The following is a 13570-nucleotide window of genomic DNA, read 5'->3' as shown; positions in this document are numbered from 1 at the left end:
ATTTAATATATGAATTTCCATTCCTTTCTATAGTAATCCTTGTAATATTTAGTGAGCATTTTTTTAAGTTTTTCATGGTCTGAACATATATCCTCACCATTTTTGGCAATGTGATAATTGTAAAACAACTTATCATTGTATGAAATATCTTCAAAGCTTATAGACTTATCTTTTTGTCTAGCCTCGTATCTGTTTTTGCAAGCTTCTAAAACCTCTACTTGTTCGGTTAGGACCATTAGGTCAAAAACAGATTTTGAAACCTTTCTGCTTTTTATTAGAAAAAACAAGCCAATGAAAATTACACCTAAAACTAATAATTTCACCTTTTTATTCATTTAATTTGAAATATTACCTACTCCAGCTAGTATGTGAACTACTATGCAAGTTATTCCAAAGATTTTACCTAGATTTTTCGATTTTGATAAAAGGTTAATGGGAATTGCAATAATAATTGGAACTAATAGTGCACCAATTATAGAAGCTATAAAATTGATTAATGTAAAATCCGTTCCGTGCATAACAAAAGTATAAATCGCAGCACTAACGAATCCAATAATATATCCAGTCTTATTGTTCATTCCTTAATTTTTTACGCGGTTTGGCCATTGTCGATTATTGTTAATTAATGTCTTGCTTATCAAAATAAGCGGATTTCAACGCACTGATTTTTAAGGTTATAAGTGACCGCTATTTTAATGGTTATTCTTTAGTTTCATTAATTACTTCCCTTTTTTTATAAGGGATATTCAAATGTTTTTAGTTTTTAAATTTTATAAACTAGAAATATTAAAGTGATAAGAGCAAAATAAATCCCATAATTATTATCCTTTCTGATTTTTGAAATTCCCAATCCAATTATGGCAGAAACAACTAAAAAAGGTAATGAATAAGCAAAAGTTTCTATTAATTGATATTCACCAATTCTCCAATTAAAATAAAGAGTGTAACTAATTCCCATAATTACACCAATCATATTTCTGTTTTCTTTAGTCAGCTCTAACATAATTATTTATAAAACAAAAATTAACAAAAGACCGACAAACAATGAGATTAAAATCATAAACACTTTGTTATCCCATTTTTTAAAAAACACTCGGTAAAGCAAGTAAATTGGTGTAGAAAAAACTATACCAGATAGTAAGGTTCCAAAAATCCATGTTAACATACCACTATTTTCATATGCCTCCATTGTCGAAATACTATTAGGCTTAAATCCTAATAGCGTAATTTTTAAGGAAATAACCGCAGCCAATATGAACCACCATAATATATATTTTTTAGAAAAAATTGGATGTATTCTCATTGTGATATTTTTCCTTTTTAATTATTTTTCTTTTTTTACTTGCTTAACCCAAAAAGTTTGGGCGGATATTGCAAACACGATGAAGCGCATCTATTCAGGACTTAACACCCTATTTGTTATAGTCGTTATTATACCACGTTTTATATTTCTGGTATCTCAATTCCCTTGATGTTTTTGTATAATTGAAGGGCAAATAAATCCGTCATTCCAGACATAAAATCTAAAACACACATTATTTTGGCGTATTCACTATCAGTTTCTTCAAATGTATATTGGACTGGAATTAAGCTTAGTACTTTTTTATGTCTTTTCTTTCTAGCTTTTTTTGGTATTAATAAAGCCTCTACAAAATCTTCTATAAGTCCTGACATTATATTAAAGCCAGCAAGCTCAATTTTCACAACTGAATAATGATTATATAATTTCTTAACAGAAATTTCTTCAATTTCTTTCAAAATTGGTCTTGCTTTGATTATGTCTTTGATGAGTGAGTTTTTGTATTTGCCCTTGATTATAAGGTCTTTCTTTTCAATAAAGACTTGGGATGCTTGTAAAATCAGGGTATTTATGCTTTTAGCTCGTAAATATGCAATTTGTTCGTTAGTGTCATTTTCTAATTCTTTAAGAGTATTTTTTACATGTGCAAAATCTTCCTCTTCATTAAGTTTAATGATTTTTAGAAATTGTTTTTTCACCTCTTTTGTCGTTAAAATTCCTAGACGATGGGCATCTTCAAAATCAATAATATTGTAACAGATATCATCTGCTGCTTCTACGAGATATACGAATGGATGTCTAGCATAAACTAATGGTTGGTCTTGCTCTTTTATTAGATTAGTTTCTTTTGCTATAAGTACAAACGTGTCTCTGTCATCGTCGAAGAACCCAAATTTACTTCTATGTTTACCTTTGGTATCATCAACAGCAAGTGATTCACATGGATATTTTAAAATACTAACAAGAGTGGAATAAGTGAGTCTGTATGCACCTTGTAATCGATGTTTTAATTGTTTAGTTAAGAGTCTTAGAGCATTGGCATTACCTTCAAAATTTATTAAATCCTGCCATTGTTCTTTTGTAAATCGCTTGCGGAATTTTTCGTCATTTTCTCTGTCTATGAAATATTTTGAAATTGCATCTTCTCCTGAATGTCCAAATGCAGGATTTCCCATATCATGAGCTAAACAGGCAGCAGCGATAACATTTTTTAAATGATTTCGATAAAACTTTCTAGCGTCATCATTTTCTTTAATTTCTTTGATTTGATAAAGTTCTGTTCCAACTATTTTTCCTAAAGATTTTCCAACGCTAGCTACTTCCAGAGAATGGGTTAATCGGTTATGAACGAAAACGTGTCTGGGAAGTGGGAAAACTTGCGTTTTGTTTTGAAGTCTGCGAAATGCAGATGAAAATATTAATCTATCATAGTCTCTTTCATATTCAGTTCTTGGACCTCGTGTTTCAACATCAACTCCAAATCTTTTATTACTAAAACAATTTGTCCAATTCATAGGTTTTTTTTAAATGCTGGCATAACGTACGTCTAAACTATCATATGATATAACTAGTCTAAAAGTTAACTAGAAGGCATATAAATACATTCTTTGTTTACTATAAATCCTATTAATTATATGAAATTACATTGGTGTAAAGAGGGGGGAATACTACAACCAAAAGTTTGCTATAAACCTCCTAAGTTAGCCAATATTAGTTTTTATATTTGCTTAATCGGTAAAGTACAGTAATATCCGTTGAATTGCTTTTTTTTAGAAATCCAATTTTTTCCATGTAACTTGAAAAACAAAAAGGCATAAATTTAATCAAGTTTCTTAGCAAGAATTTATGAAAACATAGCTAATGACCTCCTCCCAAGTTAACTAGCAGTTGAAAGTAAAGAATCTGGGCTATTTTCATTTGTGTCTATGAACCCATTATGTGCAAGATCTCCCAATACCGAGTGTGGATGTTTCCTTGTAGGCAACAAATCTTCAAAACATAGTGTTTCATTAAAGCAAATAAATTTTAACTATACTTTTCTTTAACCGATAATAGTCACTTATGATGCTTCTAAAACAGCCATTAATCTATGGTTGAGATATAATTTCTCTTTGCCTACTTTTTCAGATATTAAAAACCCAGCTTCCTCTAAGGCTATTAGATAATTGCCAACAGTTTTGGGTGTTCCTAATTTGGCATCGATTAAAAATTGTCTTTTAGTATATGGCAATCTAAATAATATTTCCACAAGCTCTTTAGTATATACTTTTGGCAAGGTTTCCTTAATCTCAGTGGTCATTATTTGCATTAAATCGGTTACGTCCTTTAAACGCTGTAATCCCTTTTTAGCAGTATATTCTACCATATCGAGCATATATATTATCCACGATTCCCATGCATTATTTTCGGTAACCTCACGTAATTTGTTATAATAGTCCGCCTTATTTTTTATAATATACTCACTTAAGTAAATAGCAGGTGTATCCAACAATTTTTCAAGTTTTAAGTAGAGTAACAATAAAATACGTCCTGTTCTTCCATTACCATCGTTAAAGGGGTGAATTGCTTCAAATTGATAATGCATTAATGCCATTTTTATTAATGGGTCCATAGCATCTTCACCATTAATAAAGGTTTCTAGATTTGCCAATTTCTCTCTTATCACATTTTCACCTATAGGTGGCGTGTAGATAGTTTCACCTTTTGGATTTTTTAAAGCAGTTCCTGGCGTTGTTCTAATGCCAGCAGTATTCTTTTTAATACTTTGAACAATTTCAATGCACAAATTTGTACTTATAAAAGGGCGTTTTTCTATATCGCGCAGTCCATTCCAAAGGGCTTCTTTATAGCTTATCACTTCTTTTGTTGCAGGATTATCAAACTTTTTATCCGCCACTATAGATTTATACAGATCATCATTGGTGGTAATAATGTTCTCTATTTCTGAACTCGCTTTTGCTTCTTGTAGATGTATGGTATCCAAAAACAGCGTAGGGTTTGGTAAATTGGTGAGCATACCGTTTAGCTGTGCCAATGCCCTACTGGCATCAATGGTCTTTCGCAAGACTTTGGTGGTTTCCAATGCCGTCTTTGGTGGTAATAACGGTAAATTATTATAGGGTGTATTTCTATTAAATGCTGCCATTTTGAATGAGGGTAATAATTACTTGCGTTTTATTAACGAGGGTAAATATAACAAAAAATTACCTTTGTTTGGATATTAGAGGTAAAACCTACTCTTGTACACAACACTAATTAATCTAATCTTGCGCAATTAATTTCCTATATTATGATTTAAATTGACTAATCAATAAAGGTAAATTCCTTTACGTTTGGAATAATCTGTAAGCTCGTCCTTAAATCCATTAAATACTTCTTCATCCTTATATGGTCTATTTCCTAAAAACGTACTGAAGACAAAGGCACTCCTACGCAAAATAGTTGTCTGTTGTGCATTTAACTTTCGTTTGGATACTTGAAGTAGCTGTTCCCTCAATCCTTTTTCTAAATGGTATTCCATAACGTCCTTATCCAAATTTGGACGTAATTTATCGAAGACCATCATAAAAGCAGCTTTACCGTATAATTCTTTTTCTATCAAATAGGAAAGCCATAAGTTTTTGAGCTCTGCCCTACCCTCGTCCAATATGTTGGATATTGTTTTGGATTGCTCGCTCAACACTTGATCCAAACTCTTGATCGATTTAAGATATGCCTGGGTTTTTAATGCTAACGGAATACTGACCCCATGTTTTGAATAAATAGAGGAGACGCAAATATCATTCCCTATTTGCTTAAAATTAAATCCCTTGGCGTTGAACAGTTTTATATAATCGATTGCGGATTTTTCATATGACAAATGGAGACGTTCCGTTTTATGGAGATATGCCTTCAAGCTATGTTCTTCAAACCACTTTCCATAATCCAGAGTTATTGAGCTATATAGTTGGGGCAGTAGCATGGGAAGGAAAAAAGCGGTAGCGTTTAAATCGGCAGCCCTAGCTCCTTTTTCTTCCATTAACATTTCCAATACCCTTTCATTTTGATTGATACAACCAAAGGATATGTAGGCTTCATTCTCATTTGGTATATAATAATTGTCCAGGAACATCTTAACCGAATGGACATCAGAGTTGATATAGGATATAGCGCTATTACTATATTTGAGGCCCAAACCTTGTAACAAATAAAATAAGGTACTTTTACTCCCCGAAATATCGAATACATTGGCTTCCAAAACCTTTTTTATAATCGAAACCCTATTTTCCAGTATTTTGAGTTCTTTCTTTGATTCCGTTATACCCAACATATCGCGCATGCTGTCCAATTCCTTTTGTACTGAAATCAACAAGTTACTACCATTATTTTCGGATATGTAATGGTTTAGAAATGCATATCGTTCCGAACTCGCCAAAAAGGGAAGCACCTCCTTAAAACTTTTGAGCGATACAAATTCCGATAACAGCATATCGCGTTTATTGGCATCGAAATAGGCCTTGTAAAAGGCGTTTTTTATAAGTTTTTGTAATTCCAGAACAAACTGGTTGCTATCGACATCTATGCTGGTTTGCCCATTCTCGGAACTGTTTAGCTGTGGATGGTTTGCAAAATTTATCTTCGAACTTATTTCCGAAGTTCTACATATAAATCCTGATTTATCATAGATAATAATGTCACTTAGTTGGCCTTTCCTTCCGTAAAGCAATTCACAATCCAGATTCTGATAGGATTTAAATACATCCGGCAGGTCTTCCATGTGAATGTTCTTGAACAATTTATATGTCGTCAGTATTTGCTTTTCCAAACGCTTTTTGACCATAGGTAATAGCTTGGAACTTACGTTCCGCTCAAAAACCTTTTGCAGTTTTGGTCCGCTTAATTGAGGATGTACGGTAGAGCCGTTGATAAATCTTGAGCTGTAGCCATTTTCTACATCGACCCCAAAAGATACGCCATCCCTGCCATTGTGGTCTACCGTCCTTAAATGGATATGGTGCGGTCTCAATATTTCGGACAATTCTTTAAAGCTTCGCACCTTGTACTTCTGTAGAATGTTGTTTGTAATGTCCTGTATATAGAACCTAACCCCGTTAATGTCCTGATTCTTAAATTGGGGGGTCCCATAAATTGGTAGCTCCCTGTCCTGTCGTTTATCAGGAGACGGGGAAAGGCCGAACTGTTTTTCAAGGTATTTTTGGGTGGCTACATTCCTTTTAAAATCATTGGAAAGATTTATCTGCAGACAATCTTCCTTGATGGTGGTCGAGACGATATGGACATGCTCGTGCTTAGTATCGTGGTGGCGTACCACCATATAGGGCTGTTCTTCATAACCCATGTGCTCCATATACGCTTTGGACAGCTCAAAAAAGGCCATGTCTTCCAAATGTTCGCCTCGGGGAAGATTGATAGTCGCATGTACAAATCGTCTTTCAGAATCGTGCCGATTGCCGAGATAGCAAAGGACCCTACCGAAAAATGCTGTGTTGGTATCGGTTTCCGAATAGGTGTTCTGGAAGCCCAGTATAATGCTATCCGCCTTGCCCAATACATAATTCATAATCCCCTGCACATTATTCCGATAAAGTATCCTTGCTATCATTTTAATTTCCGTTGTTGATCGTTTCTATAAGTTCTATCATCAGTTCGCCGACCTTTTGCATCTCCCTCTCTAGACTAGCATTTGGGCTTCGCATACTCTTGTAGTTGGCCACCTTGACGAGTTGGTTGATGTTGGTGCCTATTTTGTTCAATTGGTAACTGAGGTTCGATATTTCATCTGGAACTCGTTTCTCTTTTATGGTTTCCCTGTTTAGGATAAGCTTTCTTAGGAAAGGCCCGACGGTTCCCCGTTTCCGAAAATCAAGATTATAGGATTGCAGGATGGCCTTTACCTTTTCCAGTTCCGTGCGATTGAACCTAAGCGTTATGGCATGCTCTCGCTTCCTGTCCCCCAAATGTTTTCTCCCGCCTCTGTTACTAACCATTTTTTGAATCGATTTTATCGTTTTTCACTTCGTAAGAAGTAGGCGTTTTAAGATGCTTAAAACATAACTTGCTATCCGTCTACACGGATAAATATAGCAGAATAAGATTGATTACAACAATTTAATAATCAGTATTTTACACTTCAAATACATATCAAACCATATGGATATTAATGGGTACAGGCATAAGAATTATATGGTCTTATTTGATGTATTGGAAATGAGGAGAATCATCGAAATACAACTTTTTTTGTGGGTTGGGCGAAAAAAGGTCAAACGACTTTTTTTGGCGCTTGTACTTTTGTGCGGTCCCGAGGGTGTCGAGGAAAACAGGAACGGAAAGACTTCTCGAGTGGACCGGCGAAGCGTGTCCGCATGGGGAGGGTTGTAGTGGAAGGGTTGCTCGACTTCCGGAGGGATTTGGAAATATACAAAAACCAGCATTTTATTAATTCCCGTCCCTTCAAAAACTTAATAAAAAGGTATTAAACCTTAGGGCTTGCCCTGAATCCCATAATAGGACTCGACCCCAGGGTCAAGGCATTGAACTTAGATCCCGCCGAAAATGGCGGGATTAGTTCAACTTTCAATTTTCATTGCGTCTTACTGACTTCTCAAAATTGAGTTTCACTAATAAACCATATTGAGGTGATGAAAGAAAAACCAAAACTCTATCCAGGCGTAAAAAGTGGTAATAATATCCTCTACATGATTAGTAAAAAGTTCAAAAACCCTCAGCAAAAACCAATGCATAAAACCATATGGAACCTCCCACTGTACCTCTCTGTTTTGATATGGTTTTATATGATCCTACATTAAATTATTTATTGTAAAAACCTGATTATTAATTAATTATATACATATATTTAAATATAAATATAGGTGCATATTCAAATATGTTTATATGTCAATATATCTCTATTAATATATATTCATATTCCAATATATACTTATAACCGCTCAATAATATATGTATATATCAAAATTAATATCTAGATTATGGAAACAAAAATTATTAGTATCGTAGGTGAAAAAGGTGGTATCGGAAAAACCACTTTAAACCTTATCCTGGCCTCCAACCTTCATTATGCCAAAGGTAAAAAGGTAGTGCTCCTGGATGGGGACAATCCACAGTATTCGATCTATAAAAAGAGACAGCGTGAACTTAGTTTTTTGGATGCTTCAGAAATTAAGGAATTGGAGCCTTACACCATCGAACGGGTAAGCGTTGGATCTATCCAAGACACAATTATGAAATATTACGGTCTAATGGATTATATTATTCTGGACCTCCCTGGGAGTCTCAACGTAGAAATGGTCAAGGGCCTGTTATATGTGGAACATATTTTCATCCCATTTACCCACGACGAATTGGAAATAGACAGCACCTCCAATTTCTATTTTACCTTAAAAAACAACTTTCTGGACAATGAGGAGCGGGTACTCAAAAGTGTCAACTTATTTTTCAACAAATATAAATTGGTAAGGAAAAACAAGTTTTCACTGCTCCGCCAACAGTTCGAAGAAGCCGGCATCCCCATAATGCGAAGTGTGGTCAAGGACAGGACTATATACAAGGAACAATACAGGAATACCCTCTACCCTATTCCAGAAAATAAGGAAGAAGGGGATATGGATATTAAAAAATTCCTCGAAGAATTAGAAAAGTTATCAAATTTATAAACTAGATTTCAATGGGAAAACAGAAAAAAATCACCACACTTGATCTGCTCGAGCAAATGGCAAATAAAAACCAGGAGACATCAAGCACGCTAGAACAGCTCAAAATAGATCGTATGGGCCTAAAACAACAAACCACTTCCCTCAACGTTAGAAAGGAGGATGCTATCAACAAGTTGGAGAAAAATAGTAAACTGAAGGAAGGGAGTCCTTTTGAAAATAACCATAATATCGGAAAACAGTTGGATGTGTTATTGCAAACCGATAAATTGAAAAATAAAAAAGAAACCTTTTTTATGACCATCAACAGCGATTGTGCAATGAAATACGAAAAACTGGCAATGGGTATCTCCTATAAAATGGGTGTCAAGACCTCAAGGAACGATTTGATTCGAAAGGTTTTGCTGGATTTTACGAATAGAAATTATGACAAATTAATTACGCTCATTGAGCAAAAATAAAACTGAAATTTGAGCAGTTACTGGTACATATTGTTCGGTCTTGCCCTTGTTTGGTACGGGTATATCATGTGGGTGCTATTATCAAAAAAAAGCACAAAGACAAAAAAACATTCAAAAAAATTAGATTATTTGCGTTTAAATGATAAATTTGTATATAAATCAGATAATGATAAGACCGATTTAAACGCTGTACTCGACCAGATAAACGAAGTAGAAGACACTTCTAAACTTTTGGAAGCTTTTAGAGAGGGTTCATTTGAAGATGATTCAAATTCCATAACTCGCAAAAAGCATGAAAAACTCAAAGTCATCCGCAACAAGGATACGGCCAATGAAATACCGCCAGAATCCGAAAATTGAAACATTTCTTCTATTTTTAATTCTGTTATCCATAACCGTGTGCTCCTATGGTCAATTCGATCAACTGCTTCAGGAAGCACAGGATTTCAAGAACGATTCGAAAAACCTCTCAAGGGAAATTGTCGATATTATTAAGGTTATTGCTGGTGTGGCCATTGCCATAACCGGTTTGACCTATCTCTATATTCGAGATCAGCAGACGGACCTGGCCAATAAATTGGGCAAGATTATTATTGGTATCGCCATTTTTTTTGCTCTGATCGCCATAGGTGAGGAAATAGCTAACATCTAAATTCCCCGTATTATGGAAAACTGCCACATTCCTATAAAGAAAGGGCTGCAAAAAGATGTCTATTACAAAGGTCTCAATGCAAAATACATTTATTACTGTATATACCTTGGTACAGCAGCCATTATAACTGGTCTTATTCTATCCACCTTTATTTCTATGTTGCTTGCCATGCTAATTACTAGTATAGCAATTGTCGTCGTATTCATGATCTTGCTATTTTACTCCAGGACCTATGGTGCCAATGGCTTTGTCAAAAAACTTGCAGATGCTTCCAAACCTGATTCCATCAAAATAGGCAATGACTATAAAAATCTATTGTTATGGGAAAACAGGTAGCTCTTTGGGATGCATTCCCTATATACGGATATGAACGGCAGGCATTAATATCAAAAGAAAGGGGATGTTTAACAATTCCATTACAGCTTATTCTACCCGAAGTGTTCACATTGGACGCCAAAGACTATGGTACCCTTCAAGAACTTTTCTTGAACATCATAAATATTTTAGGCCCAAATAGACTCTTGCATAGGCAAGATTTCTTCCTCCAGGAAAACTATACGCCCATATCAGAAAGACTGCAGGGCGATATGATGGAAAGGGCAAACGAAAAACATTTTCAAGGTCGTCCCTATTTAGTTGGAACGCACTATTTATATATCAGTGTTGTTCCAGAAAACTATATCAAATACAATTCCAAACGGGCGAACTCCTTTTTAGAGAAAAACCGGGATTTCTATCTGACCCAAACCGTTCCCGATGAATTCGTCAATAGTAGTTTGCTAGCAGATTTTGAAGCTCAGGTACAGAACGTGAACAATCTGATCAATTCCACTGGACTCATAGCATCGCATATTCTTGAATACAACGACTTATTTTCCCAAAATGGACTTTACGCCAAATATTTTGGCCTTAAGGAAAATAACACAAATCTGGTGGATGTAGATTTTGACAACAACACCATACATGTGGGAAATAAACAAGGACAGTTTTTTACCCTTGAAAACTTGGACCAGTTTAATAAGGACCATATCGGTACCTACGAATTTTATGGAAAGTTCACTACCCGAGAAAACCGGTTTCCTATAGGCAATCTTTTTTCTTTAGGTTTCAAAGTTCCCCATGAGCACATTATTAACCAATATATCTATATTCCAAATCAAGAAAAAGTCCTCACAAGCTTAAGAAAAAAAGCCAAAAGCTTTCTACGGTTCGGTAATGGCAAAAAAGATGACAGCAATGCCATCTATGCGGACCAGATTTATGATTATACCAAAGAAATTTTGGAAAATCATAAGGAATCTGTTTTTTACCATCTCAATGTTTTTGGTTTTGATGAAGTAGGGAATCAGCCCAAGCAAATGGAAAACTCCATTACAGGCGCTTTCAAAAAACTAAGGATAAATGCCAAACACAACACCATAGACCGTAAGAACCTTTTCTTTGCAGGTGTAGCCGGAAACGCAATCGGGATATCTTCCGATATGTACATGCCCATGCCCAGTGATATGGCCACTGCCCTACTCTATTTTGAAGGTGGTTATAAAGATGCAACCAGGGCTGTTGATGGATTGCGGTTGGTTGACCGAATATCTGGTCAACCCCTTTCAGTATCTGTGTACAGGGAACCGGAAAAAAAAGATTGGATCTTCAATCGGGGCATGTTGATTGCCTCGGGATCAGGTGGTGGCAAGTCTTATTTGGCTAATCATTATTTTGCTTCCGAACTAAGACAGGGCGCGGAGGCCATAATTATGGAAGATGGCAACTCATACGATAGACTTACTGAAGTATTTGGCGGTGTAACGTTGCAGCACGATGATGAAAAGCCGTTTACATTCAACCCCTTTTTATTGGACAAATATGATTCTCTTGAAAGTGACGTCAAGGGCAAAACTTTAGCTCAAGGAAAGCTAGTCTACCTTGTAACCCTTCTAAAATTGATTACTGGTCAGGATGGGAATATAGGCGGATCAGAAATAACAAATACCGTTTTGGAATTTTTGATTACCGACTATTACGAATGGATGTGGAAAAATGGAGACAAAAATTATAAGTTCGATACCTTTTTTGAATACTGGAAAATCCACATTGCAATCTATATTAAAACTAAAAAAGTCCCAAAGGAAAAGTTCGATCCTGATGTGTTCATGTTCCTTTTGGAAAAATACTATGCCAATGGCACTAGGGGAAGCTTACTGAACAAATTGGACGATCGGATTTCCAGCCTAAGTGATGAAAAGATTGTTTATTTCAAATTGGGCAAATTGATTGATAACGAACTGCTATTTCCTATTACCGCCTTGATGATTATGCAAATATTCAACAAGAAGATGCACGACCCTACAAAATTATCCATTAATAAAATACTGGCCGTCGACGAAGCCTGGAAGGCTCTAGTAAGACCGGAACTTGTACACTACTTTAACAACCAGTCCAGAATGGCCAGAAAGTTGGGCGGCCAGCCAATCTTCATTTCCCAAAAAGTTGATGATTTTATATCCTCTGAAATCATCAAAAATGCTATTGTGGTCAATTCGCATATAAAAGTGTTTTTGGATATGCGCGACTTTGCCCGATCCTTTGATAAAATACAGTCCTTAATGGGATTGGGTGAAAAACAGAAACAACTCATTCTTTCTCTCAACAAAGACCTACCAAAAGACAGGAAATTCCGTGAGGTTGCATTTTGTTGGATGGACAAGGTAAAGGTGTATGGCGTGGAAACGTCTTTGGAAGAAAAGTGTATTTATGAAACCAACCCCACCGAAAGTGCCAAGATCAAACAACTATACACTAAAAATCATAAAAATTGGGAGTTGACGGCTAAGGCATATGCCTTTGACAATACTCCATAAAACCAAAAAAAAAATGAAACTAACTCCAGTAATTCTGAGCCTATTGCTGCACCTGGCGCTTTTTTCCCAGATTCCAGTAACAGATGTTGCCACCAACACTAGCATCGGGATGGTCAACAGCCAACTAATGAATATCAACATAGAGCTAAAAGCTGTAAACAAAAACTTGTCTCAGTTGATTAATCTAATGGAGAAAAACAATAATGAAACCTCTAAATCCAGAGAAATTCTGAAGGAAGAGCTAGAAGCTAAGAAACAGGCACCCAAATATGTGACCGGATCGACCGATGTGAGCTTGGCCATAGAACTAAAAACTAAGATTCTCGAAGCATATAGAACTTCCAAACAGACAGTCCAAGAATTGGAATATTTGGAGCGAAAGGAAATCGATGAATTTATTGGTTATGCCACCAATGCTCTTTTGGAGACTAAAAATCTATTTCAACAATGCAATGAAATTATAAATACCAAAGCCATCATTTTGCCCGAGGAACGGCTAAAGAAGGTCGAAGCCATTAACCTCAAACTGGAAACCATTTTGGACAACCTAATTGTTTACAATCATAAACTATCACAAATCAATTCCCTCCGAGAATCTCGCCGCACACTGATCAATATGAATAAAAACTAATCAT

15 protein-coding genes are annotated in these 13570 nt (G+C 35.5%); 7 read left to right on the top strand and 8 right to left on the bottom strand.

From position 1 onward, the window contains the following. Window positions 1-2: 2 nt before the first annotated feature. From D0S24_RS04250 to mobC, 8 genes are all read right to left on the bottom strand, one after another. Window positions 3-335: a hypothetical protein gene (locus D0S24_RS04250; RefSeq protein ID WP_117018634.1), complete on the bottom strand. Its 333-nt coding sequence runs from the start codon at window positions 333-335 to the stop codon at window positions 3-5. After that, window positions 336-578, bottom strand: coding sequence for a hypothetical protein (locus D0S24_RS04245; protein ID WP_117018633.1), 243 nt, complete (start codon window positions 576-578; stop codon window positions 336-338). Window positions 579-763: 185 nt separating this feature from the next. Then, the gene (locus D0S24_RS04240) at window positions 764-1003 is read right to left on the bottom strand and encodes a hypothetical protein (protein ID WP_117018632.1); all 240 of its coding nucleotides are present in this window, start codon (window positions 1001-1003) and stop codon (window positions 764-766) included. A 6-nt stretch (window positions 1004-1009) separates the two neighbouring features. Beyond that, window positions 1010-1303 carry a hypothetical protein gene (locus D0S24_RS04235; RefSeq protein WP_117018631.1) on the bottom strand — a complete coding sequence of 98 codons (294 nt, stop codon included), beginning with the start codon at window positions 1301-1303 and terminating at the stop codon, window positions 1010-1012. 140 nt (window positions 1304-1443) lie between these two features. Continuing rightward, window positions 1444-2814, bottom strand: a complete 1371-nt coding sequence (dgt, locus tag D0S24_RS04230; protein WP_117018630.1) for a dGTP triphosphohydrolase — start codon at window positions 2812-2814, stop codon at window positions 1444-1446. A gap of 545 nt (window positions 2815-3359) precedes the next feature. After that, window positions 3360-4445 (bottom strand): Fic family protein, encoded by a 1086-nt coding sequence (locus D0S24_RS04225; RefSeq protein ID WP_117018629.1) that lies wholly within the window; start codon window positions 4443-4445, stop codon window positions 3360-3362. Between the two features lie 162 nt (window positions 4446-4607). Continuing rightward, complete coding sequence (locus tag D0S24_RS04220; RefSeq protein ID WP_117018628.1) at window positions 4608-6902, bottom strand: relaxase/mobilization nuclease domain-containing protein; 2295 nt, start codon at window positions 6900-6902, stop codon at window positions 4608-4610. Between the two features lies 1 nt (window position 6903). After that, window positions 6904-7287, bottom strand: coding sequence for a plasmid mobilization relaxosome protein MobC (gene mobC / locus D0S24_RS04215; protein ID WP_117018627.1), 384 nt, complete (start codon window positions 7285-7287; stop codon window positions 6904-6906). 999 nt (window positions 7288-8286) lie between these two features. Here mobC and D0S24_RS04205 point away from each other — a divergent pair. Genes D0S24_RS04205 through D0S24_RS04180 form a run of 7 tightly spaced genes read left to right on the top strand, consistent with a single transcriptional unit; the run spans window position 8287 to window position 13566 of the window. Beyond that, window positions 8287-8970 carry a ParA family protein gene (locus tag D0S24_RS04205; RefSeq protein WP_117018625.1) on the top strand — a complete coding sequence of 228 codons (684 nt, stop codon included), beginning with the start codon at window positions 8287-8289 and terminating at the stop codon, window positions 8968-8970. 11 nt (window positions 8971-8981) lie between these two features. After that, window positions 8982-9428, top strand: coding sequence for a hypothetical protein (locus D0S24_RS04200; protein WP_117018624.1), 447 nt, complete (start codon window positions 8982-8984; stop codon window positions 9426-9428). A gap of 9 nt (window positions 9429-9437) precedes the next feature. Beyond that, the gene (locus D0S24_RS21015; protein WP_181938023.1) at window positions 9438-9788 is read left to right on the top strand and encodes a hypothetical protein; all 351 of its coding nucleotides are present in this window, start codon (window positions 9438-9440) and stop codon (window positions 9786-9788) included. Continuing rightward, entirely contained in the window at window positions 9760-10080 is a 321-nt protein-coding gene (locus D0S24_RS04195) for a TrbC/VirB2 family protein (RefSeq protein ID WP_181938022.1), read from the top strand. Before D0S24_RS21015 ends, D0S24_RS04195 begins: the two co-directional genes overlap by 29 nt. A 12-nt stretch (window positions 10081-10092) precedes the next feature. Then, window positions 10093-10416 carry a DUF4133 domain-containing protein gene (locus D0S24_RS04190; RefSeq protein WP_117018622.1) on the top strand — a complete coding sequence of 108 codons (324 nt, stop codon included), beginning with the start codon at window positions 10093-10095 and terminating at the stop codon, window positions 10414-10416. Beyond that, window positions 10401-12935: a TraG family conjugative transposon ATPase gene (locus D0S24_RS04185; protein WP_117018621.1), complete on the top strand. Its 2535-nt coding sequence runs from the start codon at window positions 10401-10403 to the stop codon at window positions 12933-12935. Before D0S24_RS04190 ends, D0S24_RS04185 begins: the two co-directional genes overlap by 16 nt. Window positions 12936-12948: 13 nt before the next feature. Further along, window positions 12949-13566, top strand: coding sequence for a hypothetical protein (locus D0S24_RS04180; protein WP_147321425.1), 618 nt, complete (start codon window positions 12949-12951; stop codon window positions 13564-13566). Window positions 13567-13570: the final 4 nt, after the last annotated feature.

Origin of the sequence: Arenibacter sp. P308M17 (genome assembly GCF_003426735.1) — a bacterium.
Lineage (GTDB): Bacteria > Bacteroidota > Bacteroidia > Flavobacteriales > Flavobacteriaceae > Arenibacter.
Note: the sequence above shows the minus strand (reverse complement) of the source record. Positions and strands in the feature narration are given on the sequence as shown.